Below are 26,269 nucleotides of genomic sequence, written 5' to 3'. Positions count from 1 at the left end.
GGATCAGGCTCTCCTCGTCGTCGGGAATCCCGAGCAACGCCTGGCGTTCGTCAGGGGTTAAGAGTTTCCGGCGGGCCATCGATTACCTCGCATAGTGTCGACTCAATCGCTCCTGAGGAGCCGGACATTGGTGCGAGATCTACGAACCCCGTACAGCTGCTACCCTGCGTATCCACACGTTACCTTCTGGGTATCGTTACCAGCAGGGTTCCGGCTAATCGCTGAGAGCGCCGGGCTGCTACCTCCCAGTAAGTGCGCTCGGCGCCGGACAATGGATCGTCAAGGAAAGGCGAGTTCCTGATTTGTTCTATCTTAGCGTATAATCAGGAACAGATCTTGCGCTGGCCCCGATATCGTCCGCATCGATGAACGGCACCCGCCCATCCCCAGTGGCCGAATAAATCCTGCCTTCGTCCCGGATCGTCGGCAGATGCTGCTGTTCTGAGAAGTTCTGCATGAACCATGTTGGCCGCAGCACGGCCCATTCGGGCGCGTTCCGCCTCAGATAGGCATGCACCTTGCCCATCATCGGGCCATCCTCCTCCAGGGAGGAGGCGCTCAGCAGAACGAACCGGTGCACGCCAGCCTTCAAAGCTTGGTCCAGGAAGGGCTGCATGGCCGGCAAAGGCTCGGCAACGCCAGCCGGCGCCAACAGGTATACGGCCGAGATCCCGGCCACCGCGTCGGCATAGGTGCTCTCATCGAGCCAGTCGAAGCGTACTCCTTGGTGTCCGGCGGGTCCCGCTCCCGTAGGAGATGCGATTCGGGCCTTGAGGCCCTTGCCAGCCAGCTGAGCGGCGATGCGTCGACCGGTCTTACCGGTCCCGCCGGTTAACAGGATGGATGGATTGCTCATGAGCGCCCTCCTGTGCCAAGAGCCGCTGTCAGGGCATCCAAGCCACCAATGGCCTCCAAGGCAATCAGCGGGTTCCAGTAGTCGACATACCGGATGATTTTCCCACCTCGGACGGTGATCACGGAAATGTAGCGCTGGTTGTAGGGGCGGCCGGTCTTCACCCCTTGGCCGATGCAGCCGAACTCGAGGATCACGACCTCAGGATTGTCCGTCCGGTGCACCGTAGGCTCAGTCATGCGCTCGATGGTGAGGATGTTGTCGAAGCCGCTGAGGTAAGCCGCCAGCGCCTCCTGGCCCTCAACTCGGGTGACCCCGCCAGGCGGCGCATAGGGGAATTCCATAACGCCGTCCGGTGCCATCATGTCGAGGAAACTGGACGCCTCCTGATCCACCAAAGGACCAAGGGCCGCTTTCAACATGTCGGAAAAGCGCGAAAGACCAGCAGGCTTATGTGTTTTAGACATTGACCTTTACTCCTCACGGATGGAACGGTGTCGTTCCGACGCATATAGGAGAAAATTGGATGGAACGCAACCGTTCCGACGTCAAGAGAGAACCATCCGTGCGCAAGCCCAGCGGTGCTGCCGTGATGCAGGAATCCGTCACCCGAGCCATTGAGGCTGCCCTGTTCCAGGAATGGGCAAGGACAGGCTATGCGGCTCTCAGCGTGGAAGCGGTGGCCAAGCGGGCTGGTGTGGGCAAAGCCGCCATTTACCGCCGCTGGCCGTCCAAACTGGCTCTGGTTTCTGATGTTTTGACGCGGGTGGGGAGCGATCTGGCGGTGGCGCCGGACACTGGTGACCTGCGCAGTGACATTGAGCTCCTCTTGCGTCAACTTCGGCGTATCCTGCGCCACCCCTTAGTCGCGCGCATTCTGCCCGATCTTCATGCCGAGCTGCCGCGCACGCCTGAACTCGCCAAGGCTATCCGCAGTCGGCTCCAGTCCTACCGGCGTTCGCGGGCGGAGGAGGTGCTTCGTCGAGCCATGAGCCGTGGTGAACTATCGAACGAGGTTGACCTCGACTTGGCGACAGATCTCCTCGGGAGCATGATCTACTGGCGCATGATCGTGACGCGCCTGCCCGCCGACAGGGCTTATCTTGACCGGCTGACCGATCTAATCGTCGGCGCTCTGAAGACTTATCCTAGCTCTGAAGACTTATCCTAGTCTAGGAAGGTAAACGTGCGCTACTGAGCAAACTTCATCGAAAGCGTTTGTATCGGAGCCGAGTACGAATGTGACTGAGGGTCCACCAAACCTCTTTGAAGCGAGCCGCGGGATGACTTTACCTCGATGATATAGCGAGTGCTCCTTCGACGAAGGAGCACTCTCCATGATCGATACATTTCACCGGAAGGTTTCAGGACGAAACTGTGAGGCAAGCACATATCATGGTGCACAGCGACTGAGGGCCGGGTCTCGCCCTTGACCTCAGCTTCGTCCTTGTTCGCCTCAGACGGTAACCTCGACCCGTACGTCACCCGTCCGGCCCAGAATATGGGTCGCCACCTCGCCACCTGCGCGGCGGACGGCGACGTCGAGGCGGCATCCATCGACCGCAAGGTTGCGTAATTCGACTTCGTCGAGGAAGTCCGGCAGAACCGGTCGGTCGAGCCGGACTGTCCTGGTCTGCGGGTCGAAAGTGAGGCCGAGGCAGGCCTGAACCAGGCTCAGGGGCGTCGCAGCCGCCCAGGCCTGTGGCGCACAGGCGACTGGATAGAACGTCGGCCCCTGGCCGCGCCGCCGCGGGAAGCCGCAGAAGAGCTCCGGCAGCCGCCGCAAATCGATGTAGACGGACGCGTGGAACAGGCCGTCAAAAATCCGGGCCGCCTCGCGCTTGAAGCCGTAACGGGCGAGACCTAGGGCGATCAGCGCGTTGTCGTGCGGCCAGACCGAGCCGTTGTGGTAGGACATCGGATTGTAGCGCGCCTCGGTCGACGCGATGGTCCTCACGCCCCAGCCCGAGAACGACGACGCGTCCATAAGCGTTTCGGCGACGAGAGTTGCCCGCTCAGGTAGCGCGATGCCGGCGAACAGGGCATGCCCTGCGTTCGAAGACCGGACTCGGCAGGGCCGCTTGTGGCCGTCCAGTGCAAGAGCGTAGGTGCCGAGGTCGTCGCACCAGAACGCCCTGTCGAACCGCTGCTTCAGCTGATCGGCCTCCGTCTCCAGCAAGGCTGCCCGCTCCGGCATTCCCAAGACCGATGCGACGCGCGCGGCGGAGCGCTTGGCGGCGTGGACGTAGGCCTGGACCTCGCATAGCGCGATCGGCCCCTGGGCCATGCTGCCGTCGGCGTGGAAGACGGAGTCGTGGCTGTCCTTCCAGCCCTGGTTGATGAGCCCTTCCTGCGTCCGACGCCCATACTCTACGAAGCCGTCGCCGTCGCGGTCGCCATAGACGTCGATCCAGCGCAGTGCGGCTTCGATGTTGGGCCAGAGGCGCTCCAGGGTAGAGGTGTCTCCTGTGCGCTCCAGGTAGGCGCCAGCGAGCATGATGAAGAGCGGCGTCGAGTCGACGCTGCCGTAATAGCGCCGGAACGGCACCTCGCCGAGTTCAGCCATCTCGCCGTAGCGCACCTCGTGCAGGACCTTGCCGGGCTCGGCATCAGCCGTCGGATCCTCGGTTTTGGCCTGGTTGGCTGCAAGGAATTGGAGGACGCCGCGGGCCAGTGCCGGATCCATCCACAGCGTCTGGTAAGCCGTGACGAGGGCGTCGCGCCCGAAGGCAGCGCTGAACCACGGCGTCCCAGCGTACGGATAGGGGCCCTCGGGAGTGTCCGTCACCAGCATGTAGAGGTCGGAGACCGAGCGCCGGACAGCCTCGTCGAAGATCTCGTTCGAGGTCGCGATGGAAGCGGCCCGCGACGAGGATTGGCGCAGCGCCCGCCGCGCCTCGACCATTGACGACAGGTAATGCTCACGCGGCCGCCGTTGAGGCCGGCCATCGTCGCAGCGGACCTCGACGAAGATCACTGCTCGCTGCCGCGGCGCAATTTCGACGTCGAACACGGCGCGTCCGGACTCCAGCCGGGCGGGCTCCGGATCGAAGCGCAGGCGTGTCGTTCTGGTCAGTCCGTCGAGGCCGCGATAGGTGAGCGTGACAGTCTCTGATCCGACATCCGCCGGATGGAATGTTCCCCGGCGCATGCGGCGCGTGCCGCGGACCTCGAAGAGGTCAGCGAAGTCAGCCTCGAACCGCAGTTCCAGCATCAGGCGCTGGGGCCGGTCACCGAAGTTGCGCACCAGCAGGCGCTCGAAGCAGGTCGACTTCCAGAGGAATTTGGACCGGCGGATGTGGACCACGTCGTGTGCCAAGAGAAGGCGGCCGGCCTCGTCATACAGATCCGGGTTGGTGAGATCGCAGGTGAGCACCGCGTTGTCGTCACGCAGGGTCGACGACAGGAGGATCGGGCGGGCCCCGTTGATCAGCAGGTCCAGGTGGGAGAGATGGCGGGTGTCCCGATGGAATAGCCCGTCCGGGCTCCCCTCGCCTGACAGCACGTCGCCGTTGCGGTCGAACACCCCAAAGGTATCGCCGTGCTTTAGGGTCCGCGGGCGGCGCTCCTGCAGGGAGGATTGCGACGCAACGGCGAACTGACCCAGGCGGATGTCGGCTGCGTCATCAGGCGCGTCAACATGCAGGTTCATGATGTCGTCCTCCAACAAGAGAACAAACGTCAGGGAAATGGACCTTATGCCACCGCATGCAAGCTGGACCTGGCTCCGTTGGTACGGCGCAGGTGTGCGGCGTCGAGGCGCACGCCGGGCAGGTTGCGGTAGACATCAAGATAATCTCTCGCCATTCGTTCGACAGTGAACCGGTCGAGGAAGCAGCGACGCACCTCGGCCCGGTCCAATGTCTTGAGTGCGGCGACTGCTTCGACAGACTCCTCGATGCTGTCAACGATGAAGCCGGACTTTCCGTTCTCGATCACCTCCGGCACCGACCCGCAGCGGAAGGCGATCACGGGGGTGCCGCAGGCCATGGCCTCAATCATTACGAGGCCGAAGGGCTCGGGCCAGTCAACCGGGAAAAGCAGTGCGGCGGCGTTGCCAAGGAAGTCGGCCTTCTCGCTCTCGTTGATCTCTCCGATGAACTCGACATTCGGATGGGCGTCGACCAGCGGCTTGACGACCTCGTCCCAGTACGCCTGGTCGGCCTTGTCGATCTTGGCCGCGATCCGGAGGGGCATCCTGGCCTTCGCGGCGATTTCGATCGCGCGGTCGGGCCGTTTCTCTGGCGAGATCCGTCCCAGGAAGGCAAGGTACCCTCCCGTCGCGGCTGCACGGAAAGGCAGGAGGTTTTTCGGCAACCCATGGTGGACGGTGCCGACCCAGTTGGCGTGGGCGATGGGCTTGCGCTGATCGTCCGAGATGGAGACGAGCGGAATGTCCGGAAACATCCTGTAGAAGGGGGCGAGATCAACGAGATCAAGCCGGCCGTGGGTCGTCGTCACGGTCCTGTCGGCGAACTCGCGTATGAGCGGGAAGTGCAACAGGTCGATGTGGAAGTGGATGACGTCGAACTCATGCGCGCGCTGCCTCACCTGCTCCAGCATCATGATGTGGTAAGGCAGCGGGTCCTTGACGACCGGATTGAGCCGGAGCGCCAGGTCGCAGCAGCGCACGAGCTCGGCCTTCGTGATCGAGTCACCGGAGGCGAACAGGGTCACCTCGTGTCCCTGCCGCACCAGTTCCTCGGTGAGATAGGAGACGATCCGCTCGGTTCCCCCGTAGAGTTTGGGCGGAACACGTTCGTACAAAGGAGCCACCTGGGCAATCTTCATCGGCAAGACCTCCTCGAAGAGCGAAGGATCGACGATTGAGATGCGCGCGGCCGCGGAAGTTCGGGGCGCGCGGCACAAGGCGTTTTCGAGATAGGAACTATGCTCAAGCTTGCAAGAGCCGGGACGGCAGGTGAAGCTGATGCCGTCCCGGCAGATCCTCTTCCCACCGGCCTAGGCGGCGAGGTGCAGGTGCTCAGCCGCCGAGGCGTTTGCCTTGGGCCGAGGCTCGGGAACGACGCTAAGCGACGGGCGGTTCTCCGGTGACATGCGGGCCGCTCCGGTTCGCCGCGCCGGGTCGAGCTGGCCATAGATCCCGAGCCATTCGAACCCGGACTTGTGGCGGAGGTCCATGAGCGGGCGCAGCTCTGGCTGTGCCAGATCCATCACGGTCGCGTCGCGCCAGCGCCTCTTCGTCGGCTGCTTGCGGGAGAACGGCCAAAGCCGTCTGACCTCCTCCTCGACCTGCAGCACGATCTTGCCGCCCATGGTGCGGCGGAGATTGAAACGTCCGGTCAGGGGCATCGCTTCCTCCGTCCGGTTACTCCTCCCGTTGACCCAGAAGGGACAGCAGAAGCTGGAACAGGTTGAGGAAGTTGAGGTAGAGGCTCAGCGCCCCGAAGACCCTGCTGGTGAGCGCGGCGTCCCCGTGGGCGAGGCCCGCGACGTACTCCTCCTTAATCCGCTGGGTGTCCCACGCGGTCAGGCCCGCGAACACGAACAGGCCGATGACCGTGATCGTGAACTGCAGGGCCGAACTCGCGAGGAACAGGTTGACCACCGAGGCGAGGATCAACCCGACCAGGCCCATGAGCAGGAACGAGCCCCAGCCGGAGAGTTGGCTGCGTGTGGTGTAGCCCCACAGGCTCAGGGCGCCGAAGCACGCGGCCGTGATGAAGAAGACGCGGGTGACGCTCTCCCCGGTATAGGCCTGGAGCAAAGCCGCAAGGCCAATACCCTGGAGGGCCGTGATGCCCCAATAGATCCCCTGAAGCCCTGCCGGAGACAGGCTCTGTGCCCCGAAGGAAGCGATCAGGACCAAGCCGAGGGGAGCCAACAGGGCGACCCAGCCGAGCGGCGTCAGCTCGCGCGGACCGGAGTAGAAGAGTTCGCCCAAAGACGTGTTCGTCACCGTGTAAGCGACGGCGCCGCTCAGGGCAAGCCCAAGCATCAGGTAGTTGTAGACGCCGATCATGTGCGCCCGCAGGCCGGCGTCGAACTCGACCCGCGCCGGCGCAAATGTGCCTGGCCCAAACCCGTATGGCGCCAGGCGAGAATTGTCATTCCACCGAGACATGACAAACCTCTTCATACCAGTTGCCGATCAGGTTCAGCGACGACTCGAAAAGGCTTATACGGATCTCGCCCAAGGGGACTTCTCTGCCCCGCGATGTGGCGCGAGAGGGTCCATCCTAAGCCTCGTCGGAGTGCATCGGCCAAGCCATGCCCGCGAGGAGCCGACTTGACGCTAAAGAGATGAGAACGCACAGCGACGCTTGCAAGTCGTACCGCTTTCAACACAAGGGCAGGACAAGCGATTTTTTGCGATCCGGCAACACACCTGTGAGCGTCGGCCGCCGGAGACTTCGCGCCATGACAGTCCAGGAGCACCGTCGGGCCGACTATTAGCAGCCGAGCCACAGAAGATCTGCGGGATTAGTCGAGCGGGTATATTGCGCGAGCCTTTTTTGGGGGCCATGCTGCATTACTTTGGTCGCAAGGAGCTTGGCTTTCTTGGGCACATCCGAAGTCAGGCACGATTACCGAAGTCGATCATTTGGGGCCAGAGGGATGAGCGGTTGGAAACTACCCTGGGAGGGTGGGTGCTTATGCGGCGGGATACGCTTCCGAGTAACTGCCCCACCCTTGCTAACGGCGGCGTGCCATTGCACCGGGTGCCAGAAGCTGAGCGCAAGCGCATACTCACTGACTATCATTGTGCCAAGCGACGGCTTTGCGGTAACGCGTCGTGAGCCCGTGATCGGTGGTCTGCATGGTCCGCATCGGCAGCTCTATTGCCCCCACTGCAAAAATTGGATGTTCACGCACCCGCACGGCCTGGACCTCGTCGTCAAAGTCCGGGCGACTATGCTGGACGACCACCATTGGTACGTGCCCTTTGTCGAGGTCTTCACGTCAGAAAAGCTGCCGTGGGCTTCAACCTGCGCGGTATATAGCTTTGCTACCCAACCAGACCTCGACGGGTATGGACCTCTGATTGAAGCCCTCGCACGCGAAGGAGCACGGCCGCTCTGAATGTTCGACGCGGCGGTCTCGCAGAATGAGTGCATCTACCGATGCCTAACCGCCACCCGATCCGTTTTCGTGGGACGGGAATTTCCGAGCGCAGGGCCAAGTCGCATTCGCTCTGTGAGGGTAAAAACTAAGCAGAGGAAGGATCGGCTCAGTCTACACCGTCTGACCCATCCCGCAGCTCTCCTGTGGCCTAGGACTAGCAGCCGATGCAGATATCCGGAATGATTTCTTTGGGGTCCCTGCTCAGAAGTCGCTCGTGCTTCTTGGATAGCCCGACACGCTGCCGGCCGTCAGATTTCGGTTGTTGTGCGTTCTCCGCTCGGTTCAGATCCCGTTCGTACGTGGCAGTCTGCGCTTGCGAAACCAGCGTCTGGTCCTGACGCGCTATGGCCGCTGGAAGAGCCGCAAGGCTCAGGAACAACGCTGTAAGAAGTCTCCGATTCATAAGGATCCTCCAACCATCGGGGGCACCATTCTCTCCAAGCGGCTTCCCGTTGTAGATGGATGAGGCACCACCTCACCGTGATCCGTTACCAGCCATGCGAACTCTCGCCTGCACGGTGCGAGCTCGCTTTGCCGCATGACGCAGTTGCGGACGATGAAGCCCGTGAGCCTGCTGTCGGCACTTATGGCTGCCGCGGATTCCCCTGCCGGCATGCCGCCAGTATGGGGGTCGCGGAGCAGATATACCTCGCTGCGGCGACAGCATGCTCGCGGCCTGACCATTCTGTTGGCTGGCCCCGCCCGTCGGCCGCACACGATGTGGCTGTGGATACCGCAGAGACGTCAGGGCACTTAAGACCAACGGACATGAAAGCACGACAAGGCCGCCGGACACGACGCTGCTCAGAACGAAAGGTGTCAAGACCTTCATCCCCTGCTCTCCCCTGATGACGAAGATCCGTGTGGCCAGCTTCCCAAGCCGGCCACACGGATGAAGCACATGCGGACCGCAGGTTTCCGCGAGGGTAAGCTTCCCTGAGCCTGCGAGCCTCAGGTCCTATGCCGCCATCTCGTGGCTCGGGTGCCCATCCCCACCACCGATCATTAGGCCTGCGGGTCCGACGCGGATCGGCACGGTCTCGCCATCCTTGATCTCGCCGGAGAGGATGAGCTCCGCCAGCGGATCCTGCACATGCTTCTGGATCACGCGCTTGAGGGGCCGCGCGCCATAGGCCGGATCGTAGCCCTTTTCGGCAAGCCAGTTGCGGGCGTCCTCGTCGAGCTGCAGCGTGATCTTGCGATCGGCCAAGAGCTTCTGCAGGCGGCCGAGCTGGATGTCGACGATGGCGCCCATCTCCGAGCGCTTCAGCCGGTGGAACAGGATGATCTCGTCCACACGGTTGAGGAACTCGGGCCTGAAGTGCTGGCGCACCACCCCCATCACCTCGTCGCGCACCTCGTCGGTGTCATGGCCTTCCGCCTGGTTCACCAGATATTCGGCGCCGAGATTCGAGGTCATGATGATGAGCGTGTTGCGGAAGTCCACCGTGCGGCCCTGCCCGTCCGTGAGGCGTCCGTCGTCGAGCACCTGCAGCAGGACGTTGAACACGTCCGGATGCGCCTTCTCGATCTCGTCGAAGAGCACCACCTGGTAGGGCCTGCGGCGCACGGCTTCGGTCAGCGCGCCGCCCTCCTCGTAGCCCACATAGCCGGGAGGCGCGCCGATGAGCCGGGCGACCGAGTGCTTCTCCATGTATTCCGACATGTCGAGGCGCACGAGCGCGGTCTCGTCGTCGAACAGGAAGGCCGCCAAAGCCTTGGTGAGCTCCGTCTTGCCCACGCCCGTGGGGCCGAGGAACATGAACGAGCCGATGGGCCGGTTCGGGTCCTGCAGGCCCGCACGCGCACGGCGCACGGCGGTGGAGACGGCCGAGACGGCCTCACTCTGTCCGACGACACGCTTGGCGATGTCCTGCTCCATGTGCAGCAGCTTCTCGCGCTCGCCCTCCAACATCTTGTCGACGGGCACGCCGGTCCAGCGGGAGACGACACCGGCCACGTGATCGGGCGTCACCGCCTCCTCCATCAGCCCGCCGCCATCGGCGTGGGCCTCGACGTCCGCAAGCTGCTTCTCCAGCCCCGGAATGACCCCATAGGAGAGCTCGCCGGCCTTCGCCCAGTCGCCGTTGCGCTGCGCGGAGGCGAGCTGGTTGCGGGCCTCCTCAAGCTTCTTCTTGAGATCGGCCGCAGTGCCGAGCTTGTCCTTCTCTGCCTTCCAGCGTGCGGTGATGGCGGCCGACTGCTCCTCGAGTTCCGCCAGCTCCTTGGTCAGGCGCTCGAGCCGGTCGCGCGAGGCCGCATCGGTCTCCTTCTTGAGGGCTTCCTGCTCGATCTTCAGGCGCACGATCTCGCGGTCAATGTTGTCGAGCTCCTCCGGCTTCGAATCGACCTGCATGCGCAGACGCGAGGAGGCCTCGTCCACGAGATCGATGGCCTTGTCCGGCAGGAAGCGGTCGGTGATGTAGCGGTTGGAGAGCGTCGCCGCAGCCACGAGCGCCGAGTCGGTGATGCGCACGCCGTGATGCTGCTCGTATTTTTCCTTCAGCCCGCGCAGGATCGACACGGTGTCCTCCACCGTGGGCTCGCTCACGAAGACCGGCTGGAAGCGACGGGCCAAGGCCGCGTCCTTCTCCACATGCTTGCGGTACTCGTCGAGAGTGGTCGCGCCGACGCAGTGCAGCTCGCCGCGGGCGAGCGCAGGCTTCAAAAGGTTCGACGCATCCATCGCGCCATCGGCCTTGCCGGCGCCGACGAGCGTGTGCATCTCGTCGATGAACAGGATGATGCCGCCCTCGGCCGACGTCACTTCGCTGAGCACCGCCTTCAGCCGCTCCTCGAACTCGCCGCGATATTTCGCGCCGGCGATCAGCGCGCCCATGTCGAGGGCGAGCAGCTGCTTGTCCTTGAGGCTCTCCGGCACGTCGCCGTTGACGATGCGCAGCGCCAGACCTTCCACGATGGCGGTCTTGCCGACGCCGGGCTCGCCGATGAGAACCGGGTTGTTCTTGGTGCGCCGCGACAGAACCTGAATCGTGCGGCGGATCTCCTCGTCGCGGCCGATCACCGGATCGAGCTTGCCATCGCGGGCAGCTTCCGTGAGGTCGCGGGCATATTTTTTCAATGCATCATAGGCGTTCTCTGCCGTCGCGTTGTCGGCGGTGCGGCCCTTGCGCAGCGCGTTGATGGCGGTGTTGAGACCTTGGGCGGTCACGCCGGCCTGCGCGAGAATACGTCCCGCTTCGCTGTCCTTCTCGACGGCGAGCGCCAGCAGCATCCGCTCGACGGTGACATACGAGTCGCCCGCCTTCTCCGCGGCCTTCTCGGCGGTGTCGAAGAAGCGCATCAGGTCGCGGGTCGCCTGCGGCTGGGCGGCGGAGCCCGACACTTTCGGCTGCTTGGCGAGCCATTGCTCGACCGCCGCATGGGCGTCGCGGGAGCGGCCGCCCGCCCGGTCGATGAGACCGGCGCAGAGGCCTTCCGGATCGTCCAGCAGAACCTTCAAGACGTGGCCCGGCGAGAGCTGCGGATGGCCTTCGCGCATGGCGAGATTCTGCGCCGCCTGAACGAAGCCCCGGGCACGCTCGGTGTATTTTTCGAAATTCATCTGTACCTCCATCAGACCTTACGCCCTCTCAGAGGCGCGCTAGAACCGAGGAAGATGTCCTTTGGCCGATTGGGCCAACGAAGGACGCCGGCGCTCAAAGGAGCCGCCAGCGTGTACGATCTGGTTTGGGGGCCAATTTTTCGCAAGACCGGCCCAATGCATCGGCGCACACCGGCGCCTCAATCGAGCGGGCTCTAAGGGCCCTATCGGCTGCCCCCGCTGCGACTGCGCCGGGCTCAGACGGTTCCTGTCTCCGGGCGCTTTATGTCCCGGATCTGTCCGGACAGCTCCGGCGCCCCGGCCTCGTCTGCGATCCGGGCCGCCTCCTCAAGCGCTTCGTTCCACACGGCCCTGGCCGCGGCGTTGCTGCCGAGGAGGGCGGCGACGTCGACCGGACCGGTGCGAACCGGCACCCAAGCCGGAGGATCGCTCGCTGGGAACGATTCGAGACTTGCTTCCTCAACGGCATCAAGGGTCCCAGGTCCAGGATCGTTGATAGGCATGGTCGTCTCCTCTCATCGGGTAGGCGCCGCCGAAGGCCACGGCCGCTGACGTTCTGGTATGGAACGCCGCGCCCCGGCGGACTCACCGCGAACTGGCGCTCCAGCCATGGCGGTCCGACGCTGGACGGCGGACGCGAGACCGCCTCCGGCACGCGCTGCCACAATGGATTTGGTCAAGCCCCGTCACCGATCAAGAAACAAGAGCGATCCGTGCGCATTGTTAGAGGCCATTGCGGACCGGGATGTCTGAGGCATGTCTTGAAGACAGTCAGGCTTACTAACACCTAGCCGTTCGGTGGAGGCGGATGACGATGCGGGATCCGGCAAACTGGATGCTCTCGGAAGCAATCGACGCCCTGGCGCGGGCCGAGCGGATGCACCGGCAACTCTTTCAGCTCCAGCGCTCGCAGGCCCGGGCGCCGGCGTGGGAGCCTCCCCTCGACATGATCGAGACCGAGCGGGAAGTTCTTATCCTGATCGCCCTGCCCGGGGTCGAGCCTGACCAGGTCGAGGCCGTTGTCCGGGACGGCACCTTGGTGGTGGCCGGCCGGCGCCTGCTGCCCCCCGAGCTGCGGACGGCCCGCATCCATCGTCTGGAACTGCCGCAGGGACGGTTCGAGCGACACATCCCATTGCCACCCGGGCATTACAGGGCCGTGCGCCGGCTCGCGCGGAATGGGTGCCTCGTCTTCAGCCTTGAAAAGGACGTGTAGGGGTTGCGCCATGATCCTGTTCGGACTTGCCAACGGTCCCAACCAGCCGAACAACCATTCACCGGAGCCTCAGGAGGAGTTCACGCCGGTTCCGTTGCCGCCGGACGCGACCATCATCGTGCCGGTGCGCAATACCGTGCTGTTCCCGGGCATGATCGCGCCGATCGTCATCGGGCGCCCGGCCTCGATCGCCGCCGCCCAGCAAGCCGTGCGCGAGGAGCGGCCCATCGGCATCGTGATGCAGCGCGATGCCCAGGTCGCGGAACCCGGCCCCGCCGACATGCACCCTGTCGGAACGCTGGCCAACATCGTCCGCTACATGACGGCTCCGGACGGAACGCACCATATTATCTGTCAGGGCGTCCAGCGGATCCGCATCCTCGACTTCGTGAACGACAAGCCGTTCCTGGCCGCGCGTGTGCTCCACTTGCCGGAGCCCGAAGCCCAGGGACCTGAGATCGAAGCCCGCTTCCTCCATTTGCAGAGCCAGGCGATCGAGGCCTTGCAGCTCCTCCCGCAGGCCCCGCAGGAGCTGGTCGCGGCCGTGCAGGGAGCAACTTCGCCTGCACAGCTCGCCGACCTTGCGGCGACCTACATGGACATCAAGCCCGAGGAGAAGCAGGAGATCCTGGAGACGCTCGACCTCCTGCCCCGGATGGACAAGGTCTCCCGCCTGCTGGCCCAGCGGATCGAGGTTCTCCGCCTGACGCACGAGATCGGCCGCCAGACCAAGGCCGCCCTGGACGAACGCCAGCGCGAGGCCGTGCTGCGGGAGCAAATGGCGGCGATCCAGCGCCAGCTGGGCGAAGGCGACGGGCGCGCTCAGGAGGTCCAGGAGCTCACCGAGAAGATCGCCCAGGCCACCATGCCGCCGGAGGTCGAGGAGCAGGCGCGCAAGGAACTTCGCCGCTATGAGCGCATGCCCGAGGGCGCCACCGAGGCGGCGATGATCCGGACCTATCTCGACTGGCTGGTCGAGCTGCCCTGGAGCATGCCCGAGGAGAAGCCCATCGACATCGCGGACGCCCGCCGCATCCTCGACGAGGACCATTTTGGGCTGGAAAAGATCAAGCAGCGCATCGTCGAGTACCTGGCCGTGCGCAAGCTCGCGCCGAACGGCAAGGCGCCGATCCTGTGCTTTGCCGGTCCGCCCGGCGTCGGCAAGACCTCGCTCGGGCAGTCGATCGCCCGCGCCATGGGGCGGCCTTTCGTGCGAGTCAGCCTCGGCGGCGTCCATGACGAGGCCGAGATCCGCGGCCACCGGCGCACCTATGTCGGCGCGCTGCCCGGCAACATCATCCAGGCGATCAAGAAGGCCGGCGCCCGCGACTGCGTGATGATGCTCGACGAGATCGACAAGATGGGGCGCGGCGTCCAGGGCGACCCCTCGGCCGCCATGCTGGAGGTGCTCGATCCGGAACAGAACGCCACGTTCCGCGACAACTATCTCGGTGTGCCGTTCGACCTCTCCCGCGTGGTGTTCATCGCCACCGCCAACATGCTCGACACCATCCCGGGTCCGCTGCGTGATCGCATGGAGATCATCACGCTCGCCGGCTACACCGAGGACGAGAAGCTGCAGATCGCCCGGCGCTATCTGGTCCGGCGCCAGCTGGAGGCGAACGGGCTCAAGCCCGAGCAGGCCGAGATCAGCGACCAGGCCCTGCGCCGGATCATCCGGGACTACACGCGGGAGGCGGGCGTCCGCAACCTGGAGCGCGAGATCGGCCGGGTGCTGCGACACGCTGCCGTGCGGATCGCCGAGGGCAGCACCGAGCACGTGACCATCGATGTCGATGACCTCGCGGCCATCCTGGGGCCGGCGCGCTTCGAGGACGAGGTGGCCATGCGCACCAGTGTGCCGGGCGTGGCGACGGGCCTGGCCTGGACGCCGGTGGGTGGCGACATCCTGTTCATCGAGGCCAGCCGGGCACCGGGTAAGGGCGGGCTGATCCTCACCGGCCAGCTCGGGGATGTCATGCGCGAGAGCGCCCAGGCAGCCCTAAGCTTGGTCAAAGCCAAGGCCGGCGCGCTCGGCATCGCCCCTGAGATGTTCGAGAAGAACGACATTCACATCCACGTTCCGGCCGGAGCCACACCGAAGGACGGTCCGAGCGCCGGCGTGGCGATGTTCACGGCTCTCGTCTCGCTTCTTTCCGACCGGACGGTCCGTAGTGACACGGCCATGACGGGCGAGATCAGCCTGCGCGGCCTCGTCCTGCCAGTGGGCGGGATCAAGGAGAAGGTCACGGCGGCCGCCCGGGCGGGCCTCACGCGGGTGATGCTGCCGGCCCGCAACCGCCGGGATTTCGAGGACATCCCAGAGGAAGCGCGCTCGCGGCTTGAGTTCGTGTGGCTGGAGCGGGTCGACGATGCACTGGCGGCCGCCCTGGAAGGCGAGCCGGCGCGGACGTCCGAGAGCGGCACGCAGGCTGCGTAGGAGCGCCGCCCAACCGATGCTGGAGACCGCCGTATCCGCGTTCGTGCTCCTGTTCGTCACGATCGGCCCCGTCGAGACGGCCGCCGTGTTTGGGGGTGCTCACCACCGGGATCCACTGTCCCGAACGGCGGCTGGCATGGCAGGCGGTCGTGGTCGCCGGGCTGGTGCTGCTGCTCTTCGCGTTTTTGGGAAACCGGCTGCTCGACTTCCTGCACGTCTCCTTGGGCGCCTTCCGCATCGCCGGCGGGATCCTGCTCCTGCTTCTGGCCGTCGATCTCGTGTTCGCGCATCCGACCGCCCTGTCGTCGATCACGGCGAGCGAGGAACATGAGGCCCAGCGGCCCGGCGACACTGCCGTGTTCCCGCTCGCCATCCTGCTGATCGCCGGCCCTGGCAGCATGACCGCAATCGTGCTGCTGATGGGTCAGGCCGCGACAGATCTCGCCCGGGCCACTGTCCTGGCGACGCTGGCGGCGTGTCTTGGAGCGACCTATGTGGCGTTGGTTCTCGTTGATCCGCTCGGACGCCTGCTTGGGGTAACGGGCACCAATGTCGTCGCCCGCATCTCCGGCATCCTGTTGGCAGCGGTGGCAGTTCAGTTCGTCATCGATGGCATCCGGGAGGCCAACCTGTTCGGGTCTGCGCCTCCATAGGAGCTCCGCTGTCCTTTCAACGACTCCTGTACCCTCGCAGGGCTGCACTTACATATTCGTGCGCGTGAACATGAGCTGGAGTTTGCACGATGTCCGACACGCTCCACATCGTCTGCCCCGCCTGTGATAGCGTCAATCGCCTGCCGCGGTCGAAACCAGCCCAGGCGGCGAAATGCGGCCGCTGTGGCGCCAGCCTGTTTTCCGGAAAGCCGGTCGAGCTCGATGGCGCGCGGTTTAAGCGCCATATCGCCCGCAATGACATTCCCGTCGTGGTCGATTTCTGGGCGCCGTGGTGCGGCCCCTGCCGCGCCATGGCTCCCGTCTTTGAGCAGGCGGCGCAAGAGCTCGAGCCGGCAGCCCGCTTCGTCAAGGTCAACGTCGATGCCGACCCCCGCCTCGCGTCGGAGTTCGGCATCCAAGGAATCCCAGCGCTCTTTGTGTTCAAGGACGGGCAGATTGCGTCACGGCAGGCCGGCATGATGGATCCGAACTCCCTACGCCGCTGGATCGCAAAGGCGAGCAGAAGGTGACGGATCCGGAACCCGATCCCATCCTCCGGCTGGCGATATGGCCGGGCGAAACCTTTTCGTGAGCTTGCCTCCGTACGGGCTCTTGACGGTAAGGGAAGCCTTACTATGTCGATACCGGATTAGCACTCGCGACTTGTGAGTGCTAAGCTTAGCAATTTACTTCGAATGCAGGTCAGGAGGGTGTTTCGATGAAATTCCGTCCCTTGCACGACCGCATCGTCGTTCGCCGCATTGAGCCGGAAGAGCGAACGGCAGGCGGCATCATCATTCCCGATACCGCTAAGGAAAAGCCCCAGCAGGGCGAGGTCATCGCCGTCGGCCCTGGTGCCCGCGACGAGAGCGGCAAAGTCCAGCCCCTCGACGTGAAGGCAGGTGACCGCGTGCTGTTCGGCAAGTGGTCCGGCACCGAGGTGCGTGTCGGAGGCGAGGATCTCCTCATCATGAAGGAATCCGACATCATGGGCATCCTGGAGTAGGAATGTCGCATGACAACGAGGCCGCAATAGAATTTCATTAAAGCAGAGGTGAGTCCCATGGCAGCGAAAGAGGTCAAGTTCTCATCTGAAGCGCGCGAGAAGATGCTGCGCGGTGTCGACATTCTCGCCGACGCGGTGAAGGTGACGCTCGGTCCCAAGGGCCGCAACGTGGTGATCGAGAAGAGCTTCGGCGCGCCGCGCATCACCAAGGACGGCGTCACCGTCGCCAAGGAGATCGAGCTCTCCGACAAGTTCGAGAACATGGGCGCCCAGATGGTGCGCGAGGTGGCGAGCAAGACCAGCACCGTTGCCGGTGATGGCACCACCACCGCGACGGTTCTGGCTCAGGCGATCGTGCGCGAGGGCGCCAAGGCGGTGGCCGCCGGCATGAACCCGATGGACCTCAAGCGCGGCATCGATCTCGCCGTCACCGAGGCCATCAAGGACATCCAGGCCCGCGCCAAGAAGGTCGCCTCGTCCGAGGAGATTGCCCAGATCGGTACCATTTCCGCGAATGGCGATACTGAGATCGGCCGCATGCTGGCCGAGGCCATGCAGAAGGTCGGCAACGAGGGCGTGATCACCGTCGAGGAGGCCAAGACCGCCGAGACTGAGCTCGACGTCGTGGAAGGCATGCAGTTCGACCGCGGCTATCTCTCGCCGTACTTCATCACCAACCCCGAGAAGATGATCGCGGAACTTGAGGATCCCTACATCCTCATCCACGAGAAGAAACTCTCCTCGCTCCAATCCATGCTCCCGATCCTTGAGGCTGTCGTTCAGACCGGCAAGCCGCTGCTCATCATCGCGGAAGATATCGAGGGCGAGGCCCTGGCCACCCTGGTGGTCAACAAGCTGCGCGGCGGCCTGAAGATCGCCGCCGTCAAGGCTCCGGGCTTCGGCGACCGCCGCAAGGCCATGCTCGAGGACATCGCGATCCTAACCGCCGGTCAGACGATCTCCGAAGACCTCGGCATCAAGCTCGAGAACGTTTCCCTGCCGATGCTCGGCCGCGCCAAGCGCGTTCGCATCGAGAAGGAGAACACCACGATCATCGACGGCGCCGGCAAGAAGCAGGACATCGAGGCTCGCGTGGCGCAGATCAAGGCGCAGATCGAGGAGACCACCTCGGACTACGACCGTGAGAAGCTCCAGGAGCGCCTCGCCAAGCTCGCCGGCGGCGTCGCGGTGATCCGCGTCGGCGGCGCCACCGAGGTCGAGGTGAAGGAGAAGAAGGACCGCGTGGACGATGCCATGCACGCCACGAAGGCCGCGGTCGAGGAGGGCATTCTGCCCGGTGGCGGCACGGCTCTGCTGCGCGCCAAGGCTGCGGTTGCCAAGCTCTCCAGCGATAATCCGGATGTGAAGGCGGGCATCAACATCGTCCTGCGTGCCCTTGAGGCTCCGATCCGCCAGATTGCCGAGAATGCCGGTGTGGAGGGCTCGATCGTGGTCGGCAAAATCACCGACAACGACTCCTTGAGCTATGGCTTCGACGCCCAGGCGGAAGAGTTCGTCGATCTGCTTCAGGCCGGTATCGTCGATCCGGCGAAGGTTGTTCGCACGGCTCTGCAGGACGCGGCTTCGGTCGCCGGTCTGCTGGTCACCACCGAGGCCATGGTCGCCGAACTGCCGAAGAAGGAGGCTGCTCCGGCCATGCCGGGCGGTGGCATGGGCGGCATGGACTTCTAAGCGAACACGAAATGGCACGGAGGGCGGCCAGGCCAAAACCTGGCCCCCTTTCAGCCGTTCGCGATGGCAGACGAGGAGAAGTATCTCCATAGCGCCCTGCTGGATCAGTGGCAGGCTCAACTGGAGTTCGTCCGATGCGTATCGAGCGCGACGGTCGCGGTGACTACGTGCTGGATCCTGACGAGCTTGCCCAAAAGCTCGCTCTGTCCGCTGACGAACTCCGCCGCCGCATGAAAGCGGGTCTTGTGACAAGCCTGGTGGAGACCGGCCAGGGCGAGGATGCGGGATTATCGCGGTTGACGGTGCGATGCGGCGGAGCAGTCTGGCGGGCAATCATTGGCGCCGATGGCTCGATCATCCAAGAGGAGACCGGAGGGAAGAGTGAAACTCCTTCTGGAGATCCACTGACATAACCCTTGACCGAGCCCGCTCTCTGCTCTCTGAAGACATCGCCACCAGGCATTGTGGTTTGCGCGGGCCAATCGACAGCGTTCATAACAAAGCCCAGAGCGTTGCACCCTGGGCTTCGGGCACTCAATCGGGAGAGCCCGGTTCGTGCCGCGTAGACCCGGTACAGATCAGCTAAGGAAAACGTCCTGGGGGACCAGTGCCACCCGAGCGGACCTCGTACCAATCCGGAAGTCTACAGAGAGGCAACGAAAATTGCCCCGAGGCGGTTCCGACAAGTCGAACGCGAACGATTGTCTCTCAGCACGAACGCCTGCCGTTGCTAACGGCATCTCCCGTCAGCCAGGAAACTCTACAGTCTCCACCTAACAGAGCGAAGTCACGTCAGCCCAACCTGCTGATTGGACTGACGGACCAGAACAGTCTCTGACTGCGGCGGAAAGTACGGCACGAGTTCGATCTCGTCCGGACGCATCGGAGCCGCGTGGAGATGGAAGAGAAGCTCGGCTCCTTTGCGGCGCAGGGCATTGCGATCGCCAATGTCCGGAAGAATGAGCCCGGATACATCATCGGCGCCGCGAAGCTTGACGAAGAAGTATCCCGTTGTCATGGCAGGAATCCTCTTCCGATCCGAGAACAGACTTTCAGAGCCTTGGAATTGCAGGAAGATCCTCGTCATCGGCTTGGAGCATCTCGACCAAACGGGCGACGCGACCGGAGGGAGTCGGCCTGCCCTCGTTCAGCATGGCTTCATCGTTCTCAAGCCACGCCCGCGCCTCGGCCAGTTCGGCCCGGCTTGCGCCCATGGCGAGGACTTCGGTCACCACCCGATCGTCCGAACGCCCGATGAGCGCCCTCACCTCGTCTCGCGTCAGCGTGTCGGTCATGTGCGATCTCCTGTGTGACGGGGAAACCGGCTCCGATGTGGGATCGGTTTGCCCATCATCAAGACCAAAGAGATCGGCTGCGCAGAGGCTCGACAAATCCTATGGTCTTGCCGCGGGGCGGGGTCTTGACACGCCGCGGGGGCATTCCCACCTCGATGATTGCCAAGGCTTTTCAAGAGCTTGGCATCTCGGGCGCCGGCGGGTGTCCGGCGCTCTTATGGTTACGTTGCTCAATGGAGGATGTAGCTATGAGAACAACTTTCGATCTCTCTCCCCTTTTCCGCTCGACGGTCGGCTTCGATCGCCTGATCGACATGCTCGATCAGGTCAGCCGGGTTGAGCCGATGACCAACTGGCCGCCCTATAACATCGAGAAGGCGGGCGATGACCAGTATCGCATCACCATGGCGGTCGCCGGCTTCTCGCCCGACGAGATCGAGCTCGTTCAGCAGGAAAACACGCTCTTCGTGAATGGCCAGAAGCATCCTGAGCCCGAAGGCGTGCAGGTTCTCCACCGCGGCATCGCCACCCGCGCCTTCAAGCAGTCCTTCAATCTGGCTGACCACGTGAAGGTCACGGGCGCGAGCCTCGAGAACGGCCTGCTGACGATCGAGCTGAAGCGTGAAGTCCCCGAGGAGCTCAAGCCGCGCCGGATCGAAATTGCCTCCGGCACCGGCGTGAAGGCGCTCGCTCAGGACAACCAGCCTCAGCAGATCGAGCACGCGCCGCAGAACAAGAGCAAGGCCGCGTAAGCAGACGCACTCAGTAACGAGCGCAACGGTGCCGGGCGACCGGCATCGAACCCTCGCGCTCGTTCAAACCAGATGACGAAAGGAGGAGATGATGAACATGCGAGATCTCATTCCCTGGGGCCGTAACGAACGATCGATGGTCCCCAGCACCTTCCGCGGTGAGGAATTGAGCCCCTTCATGACCCTCCACCGCGAGATGAACCGGCTGTTCGACGACGTGTTCAATCGCTTCGAAGGCGGCATTCCGTCGCTTCTCGGCCGGATGCCAAACTGGCCCAGCATCGAAGCGGTCGAGACGGACAAGGACGTTCGCGTCTCGGCCGAGCTTCCCGGCCTGGATGAGAAGGACATCGAGGTCCTCGTCGATGACGACGTCCTGACCATCCGCGGCGAGAAGAAGGCCGAGACTGAGGACAAGGAGCGCCGTTTCAGCGAGCGCTTCTACGGCCGCTTCGAGCGTGTGATCCCCCTGCCCTTCGCGGTCGAGGAGGACAAGGTCGAGGCGTCGTTCAACAACGGCGTGCTCACCGTCACCTTGCCCAAATCCGTGAAGGCGCAGGAGAAGGCCAAGCGTATTCCGGTCAACGGGAAAGCCAAAGGAGCCAAGCACTAACCACCCGAAGCGGTGCGGGGCAGGCCCGCGCGGCTGCCCCGCGCCATCCTTCGCTCGTCTGAGGGAGGATGATCATGGAAATGGTCGAGACTAAACCAGACGCCAACAATCCCGCCGCTGTCTCTCGGCTTGCATCGCCCGGCGTATCCGAACGCTCGTTCGTGGAAGCGCTGATAGATCCGGTGAACATCTTTGCGAGCCCGCAGGAGGTCGTTGAGCATCCCTGGTTCAGCGACGAGGAGAAGCGAACCATCCTGCTGTCATGGGCGCGCGACGAGCTGGTGATCGAGCAGGTCGCCGGCAGGGTCATGCCCGACCTGCAGGTGAAGTCCCGCATCAATGCCGTCATTGAGGCGCTCGCGCTGTTCGACCCATCGGCTGCCGGCGAATACCTCAGCGCGGTCCAAGCCATTCGCGGCAATCGCAAGCGGGCCGCCTGTCGGACGCTTCCGCACTAGTCGGGCTTGATGGAGGCTGCCCATGAACGAACGCCATATCGGAATTGGTCACAATCAGCCGCCGGTGTCACGCCTGATTCCGGGTCAGCCGTGGCCGCAGGATGCGCAGGCGCTGATCTTTCGCCGCGCGCGGCCGGTCACGACCTCCGGCCGCGCCGGAACAGGCCAATGGGTGTTGCGCTTCGAACGACGCCTGCCTCAGACCATCGAACCGCTGATGGGCTGGACGGCCGACGACGATACCCTGACGCAGGTCGAACTCAGGTTCAGCTCGAAAGAGGAGGCGATTGCGTACGCCGAGCGCGAAGGTCTGGCGTACCGTGTCGAGGGCGAACCGGTCGCCGCCACCCGCTCCGAGCGCGAGCGCGGTCGCAAGGAGGCGCAGCAGCGTGAGGCGGCAGACCTCTACATGACGGCCGCCGCGCTGGCCTGGATGGACGCCCAGTATGGCGTCGCCGTCATGGGCCGTCGGCCCGACCTGGACCGGGCCCTCGTCGATCCGGCCAGCGTCTTCGCCGCGCCGTCCGAGGTGGTTCACGACCCGAGCCTTTCAATCGACGACAAGCGCGAGATCCTGCGTCGTTGGGCATGGGACGAATGGCTGCTGGAGGTGGAGGCCGACGAGTCTCCGGCGGCCGGCAAGCCGTCTCGCTACGACCAAGTCAAGTCCGCGCTGCTGATGCTCGATCAGCTGGAGCGGACGCAGGTGCTCCTATCCTTGAACACCTCGCCGCAGGGCAGGTCCGCAGCATAGGAGGAACTCATGGCTCGCATCACCACGAGAGACTGCGAACAGGTCGTGCCGAACCGGTTCGAACTGGTCCTTCTCGCCGCCCGCCGGGCGCACGACCTCTGGAACGGGGCCGAGCTCCAGGTCGACCCCGGCGACGAAAAGCCGACCGTGCTCGCATTGCGTGAGATCGCCGCCCGACGGATCGATCCTGGCGCGCTGCGCCAGCAGTTGATCGAGCGCCTTTCGGCGACTGCGGCCGACGCCATCGATTTCGGCAGGCCGCTCGTTCGAGGGCCTGCCCCGAGCTCCCCCATTGCCGATGGCACTGGATCGTCAGATGGGGGTGCACCTGCACAGGTGACTTATCACTGACGCTAGCTTCAACGAAGGAGGTCAACGATGAAGAGCCTGAAACACTGGAGTGAACTCACCGCGATCAACATCATCACTGCGCTGGCCGGTGCGTTCCTTGTCGGGTCGCCCTGGCTGTTTGGGTTCGCGGGCGAGCAGACGGCCATGTGGAGCGCCGGCCTGATCGGTGTTCTCGCGATCATGGTTGCACTCGCCGGGTTCATTGAACTGCGCGAGTGGGAAGGCTGGGCCAGCCTCGCCCTCGGCCTCTGGGCCGCTGTCACCCCGTGGGCGCTGGGCTTCTCCGGTGTGACCGCCGCGATGGGCATCCACCTTGGCGTGGGCCTCACCATCGCGGCGCTCGCCGCGCTCGAACTGTGGATGATCCACAACAAGCCGGGAAAGCTGGCCTAAATGCCCGGGTGCCGGGGCGTTGCAGCGCTCCGGCCTCCGCCGTGCGCGATCCCCGATGCATTCGACGTGAGGAGTAGAGGATCAATGATGAAGCGTCTCATCAAAGCTGCTGTCGTCGCACTGTCGCTCGTTTCGGCCGTGACGGTGCCAACCGCTGCTTCAGCGCATTGGCGCCATGGACCCTGGCACCATCATGTGGGGTGGCATCCCGGTCCTGCCGCGGCTGTTGGCGCCCTGACCGGGTTCGCTCTCGGAAGCGCGCTCGCGGCCAGCACGCGCCCCTACTATGCCGTGCCGGGGCCGGTCTATGTCGCAGCCCCCTACCCGGTCTACGCCGGTCCCGTTGCGGAGCGAACCTGCGTCACCGATCAATGGCGTGAATGGGTGCCGGGCTGGGGCTGGCAGGTCCATCGGCGGACAATCTGCCGTTAAGCAGCACCTCCGGCGGGACCCGCACCTCGCGGGTCCATCCCCGTCCGGGCACCGCGGTGATCGCACTGATCGAACCTGTCATCACGACCAACTTTGCAGGAAGGTACCCCGATGACGAAGGAAACCCGCTTCAATATCGGCTACGCGATCGCCGCGTTCCTCGGCGTTCTCGTCATCCAGTATTTTCTTGGCGCTGCGCGAGAGATCGCGCCGATCCCCTACAGCCAGTTTCAGGAGCTGCTGCGGAGCGGCAAGGTGGCGGAGATCGGCATCTCCGACCGCTTCATCCAGGGCACGTTGAAGGAGCCGTTGCCCAGCGGCCATACGCGCTTCGCCACCACCCGCGTCGACCCCGACTTCGCTAAGGAGCTGCAGCAGTACGGCGTCACCTACACTGGCCAGATCGAGAGCACGCTGCTGCGCGACATCCTCTCCTGGGTTCTGCCCGTCCTGATCTTTTTCGGGTTGTGGACCTATCTGGCCAATCGCTTTGCCAACGGCGCTGGGCTGGGTGGCGGGCTGATGCAGATCGGCAAGAGCAAGGCCAAGGTCTACGTCGAGATCGATACGGGCGTGAAGTTTGACGATGTCGCCGGCGTCGACGAGGCCAAGGACGAGTTGCGCGAGATCGTGGAGTTCTTGAAGAACCCGGAGCAGTACGGCCGTCTCGGTGGGCGCATGCCCAAGGGCGTGCTGCTGGTCGGTCCGCCCGGTACCGGCAAGACCCTGCTCGCCAAAGCGGTTGCCGGCGAGGCCAAGGTGCCGTTCTTCTCCATCTCCGGCTCCGAGTTCGTGGAGATGTTCGTCGGCGTGGGCGCAGCCCGCGTGCGCGACCTGTTCAGCCAAGCGCGCGAGAAGGCGCCCGCCATCATCTTCATCGACGAGCTCGACGCGCTCGGCCGCGCCCGCGGCGTCGTACCCTATGCGGGTGGGCATGACGAGAAGGAGCAGACCCTAAACCAGCTCCTCGTCGAGCTCGACGGCTTCGACTCGCGGACAGGTCTCGTGCTCCTCGCGGCCACCAACCGGCCCGAGATCCTCGACCCGGCCCTGTTGCGCGCGGGCCGCTTCGACCGCCAGGTGCTGGTGGATCGGCCGGACAAGAGGGGCCGCGTCCAGATCCTCCAGGTGCACATGCGCAAGGCGAAGCTGGCGCCCGACGTTGACGCTGAGAAGGTGGCGGCGCTCACGCCCGGCTTCACGGGCGCGGACCTCGCCAACCTCGTCAACGAGGCAGCCCTTCTCGCCACCCGTCGCGGGGCCGATGCGGTGACGATGGCGGACTTCAACAACGCGGTCGAGCGCATCGTCGCCGGTCTGGAGAAGCGCAACCGGCTGCTGAACCCGAAGGAGCGCGAAATCGTCGCCTATCACGAAATGGGGCACGCGCTCGTGGCGCTGGCGCTGCCCGGGGTCGACCCGGTGCACAAGGTGTCGATCATTCCCCGCGGCGTCGGCGCTCTCGGCTACACGATCCAGCGGCCGACCGAGGACCGCTTCCTGATGACCCGCGACGAGCTGGAGAACAAGATGGCCGTGCTGCTCGGCGGCCGGGCTGCGGAGCTGATCGTGTTCGGACACCTGTCGACCGGCGCCGCCGACGACTTGGCCCGCGTGACCGATATCGCCCGCAGCATGGTCACGAAGTACGGCATGTCGGAGCGGCTCGGCCATGTGGCGCTGGAGAAGGATCGGCGCACGTTCCTGGCCGGACAGGACCTGCTGCCGCCGCAGGAGCGCGATTACGCCGACGAAACCGCGGCTGCTATCGATGAGGAGGTCCGGACCATCGTCCAGGCGGCGATGCAGCGGACGGTCAAACTTCTGGAGGAGCGACGCGACGTCCTGGAGCGGACGGCGCGGCGGCTCCTGGAGAAGGAAACGCTCGATGAGGCGGAGCTCGCCCAGCTGGCCGGACCTGCCGGCTCCGCACGCAGCGAACTCGCCGCAGAATAGAGTGCCATGCCGATGTCGAAACCCAAGAACCGCATCCTTGCCGCACTCCCACCTCGGGAATGGAAGCAGATCGAGCCGCTTTGCCAACCGGTCGAGCTCACCAACGGTCGTGAACTGATCGAAGGCGGCGAACCGTTCACCCATGTCTATTTTCCGGAGAGCGGCATCATCTCGACGGTGGGTGTCTTCGAGGCGGGCGACGTGGCCGAAATCGCCACCACGGGGCGTGAGGGAATGGTCAGCATTGCAGCCGTTCTGGGCGCGGACCGCGCCCTGCACCGATCGATCGTCCAGATGCCCGGCTCCGCCCTCATGATCGACATTCAGTCCTTCCGCGGACTGCAACGGGAGCTCCCCGCCTTTCAGACCGCGCTGCTGACCTATTCCAGGGCGTTTCTCGGGCAGGTCATGCAGTCCGTCGCCTGCAACGGTGTCCATTCGGTCGAGGAACGCTGCGCCCGCTGGCTGCTGATGGCCCATGATCGAAGCGACGGGGATACTTTCCTACTAACGCAGGAGTTTTTGGCGCAGATGCTCGCCGTGAGCCGGCCGGCCGTGAACCTTGTCGCCCGCACGCTGCAGCACGCCGGCCTCATCCGGTATCACCGGGGCGAGATCACGATCCTCGGTGCCGTCTGGGATGTGGTGGACTTTTGAGAGGGTGGCGTAGTCTCCGGGTGTTGAAGCCCACAAAACGGGATTCGGGCGTTGGAGCGCCAGGGTCCCATTGGAGACCACGCCATGACGGACCCTA

Annotated in this window: 28 protein-coding genes; 18 read left to right on the top strand and 10 right to left on the bottom strand. The window is 64.4% G+C overall.

What is annotated here, in order from left to right:
• Window positions 1–307: 307 nt before the first annotated feature.
• Both GR303_RS22760 and GR303_RS22755 read right to left on the bottom strand, forming a co-directional pair.
• The gene (locus GR303_RS22760) at window positions 308–856 is read right to left on the bottom strand and encodes an NAD(P)H-binding protein (protein ID WP_161726481.1); all 549 of its coding nucleotides are present in this window, start codon (window positions 854–856) and stop codon (window positions 308–310) included.
• A complete protein-coding gene (locus tag GR303_RS22755; protein ID WP_201752200.1) occupies window positions 853–1,320 on the bottom strand; it encodes a nuclear transport factor 2 family protein in 468 nt (155 codons plus the stop codon). Before GR303_RS22755 ends, GR303_RS22760 begins: the two co-directional genes overlap by 4 nt.
• 59 nt (window positions 1,321–1,379) lie before the next feature.
• Here GR303_RS22755 and GR303_RS22750 point away from each other — a divergent pair, with 59 nt between their 5' ends.
• On the top strand, window positions 1,380–2,024 hold the full coding sequence (locus GR303_RS22750) for a TetR/AcrR family transcriptional regulator (RefSeq protein WP_161726483.1): 645 nt from the start codon (window positions 1,380–1,382) through the stop codon (window positions 2,022–2,024).
• Window positions 2,025–2,309: 285 nt separating this feature from the next.
• Here GR303_RS22750 and GR303_RS22745 read toward each other — a convergent pair whose 3' ends face one another.
• From GR303_RS22745 to GR303_RS22730, 4 genes are all read right to left on the bottom strand, one after another.
• Window positions 2,310–4,505, bottom strand: a complete 2,196-nt coding sequence (locus GR303_RS22745; protein WP_161726485.1) for an amylo-alpha-1,6-glucosidase — start codon at window positions 4,503–4,505, stop codon at window positions 2,310–2,312.
• A gap of 44 nt (window positions 4,506–4,549) precedes the next feature.
• Entirely contained in the window at window positions 4,550–5,644 is a 1,095-nt protein-coding gene (locus tag GR303_RS22740) for a glycosyltransferase family 4 protein (protein ID WP_161726487.1), read from the bottom strand.
• A 171-nt stretch (window positions 5,645–5,815) separates the two neighbouring features.
• Window positions 5,816–6,166 (bottom strand): hypothetical protein, encoded by a 351-nt coding sequence (locus tag GR303_RS24435; protein ID WP_201752199.1) that lies wholly within the window; start codon window positions 6,164–6,166, stop codon window positions 5,816–5,818.
• 16 nt (window positions 6,167–6,182) lie between these two features.
• Window positions 6,183–6,938, bottom strand: a complete 756-nt coding sequence (locus GR303_RS22730; RefSeq protein WP_161726489.1) for a Bax inhibitor-1/YccA family protein — start codon at window positions 6,936–6,938, stop codon at window positions 6,183–6,185.
• A 494-nt stretch (window positions 6,939–7,432) separates the two neighbouring features.
• On the opposite strand from GR303_RS22730, the gene GR303_RS22725 reads away from it, so the two are divergent.
• Window positions 7,433–7,897, top strand: a complete 465-nt coding sequence (locus tag GR303_RS22725; RefSeq protein ID WP_161726490.1) for a GFA family protein — start codon at window positions 7,433–7,435, stop codon at window positions 7,895–7,897.
• 1,000 nt (window positions 7,898–8,897) lie between these two features.
• On the opposite strand, the gene clpB is transcribed toward GR303_RS22725, so the two are convergent.
• Window positions 8,898–11,504: an ATP-dependent chaperone ClpB gene (gene clpB / locus GR303_RS22720; RefSeq protein ID WP_161726492.1), complete on the bottom strand. Its 2,607-nt coding sequence runs from the start codon at window positions 11,502–11,504 to the stop codon at window positions 8,898–8,900.
• Between the two features lie 236 nt (window positions 11,505–11,740).
• Window positions 11,741–12,007 (bottom strand): hypothetical protein, encoded by a 267-nt coding sequence (locus GR303_RS22715; RefSeq protein ID WP_161726494.1) that lies wholly within the window; start codon window positions 12,005–12,007, stop codon window positions 11,741–11,743.
• Window positions 12,008–12,312: 305 nt separating this feature from the next.
• Between GR303_RS22715 and GR303_RS22710 the strand changes: the two genes are divergently transcribed.
• The 7 genes from GR303_RS22710 to GR303_RS22680 all read left to right on the top strand — a co-directional run bounded on the left by GR303_RS22710 (window position 12,313) and on the right by GR303_RS22680 (window position 18,924).
• Window positions 12,313–12,720 (top strand): Hsp20/alpha crystallin family protein, encoded by a 408-nt coding sequence (locus tag GR303_RS22710; RefSeq protein WP_161726496.1) that lies wholly within the window; start codon window positions 12,313–12,315, stop codon window positions 12,718–12,720.
• A gap of 10 nt (window positions 12,721–12,730) precedes the next feature.
• Window positions 12,731–15,160 carry an endopeptidase La gene (gene lon / locus GR303_RS22705; RefSeq protein WP_161726498.1) on the top strand — a complete coding sequence of 810 codons (2,430 nt, stop codon included), beginning with the start codon at window positions 12,731–12,733 and terminating at the stop codon, window positions 15,158–15,160.
• Between the two features lie 95 nt (window positions 15,161–15,255).
• Window positions 15,256–15,813: a MarC family protein gene (locus tag GR303_RS22700; RefSeq protein WP_343038501.1), complete on the top strand. Its 558-nt coding sequence runs from the start codon at window positions 15,256–15,258 to the stop codon at window positions 15,811–15,813.
• A gap of 89 nt (window positions 15,814–15,902) precedes the next feature.
• Complete coding sequence (gene trxC, locus GR303_RS22695) at window positions 15,903–16,343, top strand: thioredoxin TrxC (RefSeq protein ID WP_161726500.1); 441 nt, start codon at window positions 15,903–15,905, stop codon at window positions 16,341–16,343.
• Between the two features lie 188 nt (window positions 16,344–16,531).
• The gene (locus GR303_RS22690) at window positions 16,532–16,819 is read left to right on the top strand and encodes a co-chaperone GroES (protein ID WP_134495545.1); all 288 of its coding nucleotides are present in this window, start codon (window positions 16,532–16,534) and stop codon (window positions 16,817–16,819) included.
• A 57-nt stretch (window positions 16,820–16,876) separates the two neighbouring features.
• Window positions 16,877–18,511: a chaperonin GroEL gene (gene groL, locus GR303_RS22685; protein WP_161726502.1), complete on the top strand. Its 1,635-nt coding sequence runs from the start codon at window positions 16,877–16,879 to the stop codon at window positions 18,509–18,511.
• Between the two features lie 134 nt (window positions 18,512–18,645).
• Window positions 18,646–18,924 carry a DUF6522 family protein gene (locus tag GR303_RS22680; protein ID WP_161726504.1) on the top strand — a complete coding sequence of 93 codons (279 nt, stop codon included), beginning with the start codon at window positions 18,646–18,648 and terminating at the stop codon, window positions 18,922–18,924.
• A gap of 374 nt (window positions 18,925–19,298) precedes the next feature.
• Here the strand turns inward: GR303_RS22680 and GR303_RS22675 are convergent, their stop codons facing one another.
• A complete protein-coding gene (locus GR303_RS22675; RefSeq protein ID WP_161726506.1) occupies window positions 19,299–19,529 on the bottom strand; it encodes a hypothetical protein in 231 nt (76 codons plus the stop codon).
• A gap of 34 nt (window positions 19,530–19,563) precedes the next feature.
• Window positions 19,564–19,806 carry a hypothetical protein gene (locus tag GR303_RS22670; RefSeq protein WP_161726507.1) on the bottom strand — a complete coding sequence of 81 codons (243 nt, stop codon included), beginning with the start codon at window positions 19,804–19,806 and terminating at the stop codon, window positions 19,564–19,566.
• Window positions 19,807–20,054: 248 nt separating this feature from the next.
• Here GR303_RS22670 and GR303_RS22665 point away from each other — a divergent pair, with 248 nt between their 5' ends.
• From GR303_RS22665 to GR303_RS22625, 9 genes are all read left to right on the top strand, one after another.
• A complete protein-coding gene (locus tag GR303_RS22665; RefSeq protein ID WP_161726524.1) occupies window positions 20,055–20,558 on the top strand; it encodes an Hsp20 family protein in 504 nt (167 codons plus the stop codon).
• 91 nt (window positions 20,559–20,649) lie between these two features.
• On the top strand, window positions 20,650–21,171 hold the full coding sequence (locus GR303_RS22660) for an Hsp20/alpha crystallin family protein (RefSeq protein WP_161726526.1): 522 nt from the start codon (window positions 20,650–20,652) through the stop codon (window positions 21,169–21,171).
• A gap of 74 nt (window positions 21,172–21,245) precedes the next feature.
• Window positions 21,246–21,629: a hypothetical protein gene (locus GR303_RS22655; protein WP_161726509.1), complete on the top strand. Its 384-nt coding sequence runs from the start codon at window positions 21,246–21,248 to the stop codon at window positions 21,627–21,629.
• Window positions 21,630–21,651: 22 nt separating this feature from the next.
• Complete coding sequence (locus GR303_RS22650) at window positions 21,652–22,383, top strand: ETC complex I subunit (protein ID WP_161726511.1); 732 nt, start codon at window positions 21,652–21,654, stop codon at window positions 22,381–22,383.
• A gap of 9 nt (window positions 22,384–22,392) precedes the next feature.
• On the top strand, window positions 22,393–22,734 hold the full coding sequence (gene rpoZ, locus GR303_RS25580; protein ID WP_161726513.1) for a DNA-directed RNA polymerase subunit omega: 342 nt from the start codon (window positions 22,393–22,395) through the stop codon (window positions 22,732–22,734).
• A gap of 27 nt (window positions 22,735–22,761) precedes the next feature.
• Window positions 22,762–23,127: an SPW repeat protein gene (locus GR303_RS22640; protein ID WP_161726515.1), complete on the top strand. Its 366-nt coding sequence runs from the start codon at window positions 22,762–22,764 to the stop codon at window positions 23,125–23,127.
• A gap of 84 nt (window positions 23,128–23,211) precedes the next feature.
• Window positions 23,212–23,559, top strand: a complete 348-nt coding sequence (locus GR303_RS22635; RefSeq protein ID WP_161726517.1) for a mechanosensitive ion channel protein MscS — start codon at window positions 23,212–23,214, stop codon at window positions 23,557–23,559.
• A 111-nt stretch (window positions 23,560–23,670) separates the two neighbouring features.
• Window positions 23,671–25,515, top strand: a complete 1,845-nt coding sequence (ftsH, locus tag GR303_RS22630; protein WP_161726518.1) for an ATP-dependent zinc metalloprotease FtsH — start codon at window positions 23,671–23,673, stop codon at window positions 25,513–25,515.
• A 12-nt stretch (window positions 25,516–25,527) separates the two neighbouring features.
• On the top strand, window positions 25,528–26,172 hold the full coding sequence (locus GR303_RS22625; protein WP_161726520.1) for a Crp/Fnr family transcriptional regulator: 645 nt from the start codon (window positions 25,528–25,530) through the stop codon (window positions 26,170–26,172).
• Window positions 26,173–26,269 lie beyond the last annotated feature (97 nt).

Source organism: Microvirga arsenatis, from assembly GCF_009910705.1.
GTDB classification, from domain to species: domain Bacteria; phylum Pseudomonadota; class Alphaproteobacteria; order Rhizobiales; family Beijerinckiaceae; genus Microvirga; species Microvirga arsenatis.
This window is presented reverse-complemented; position numbering and strand designations above follow the sequence as displayed.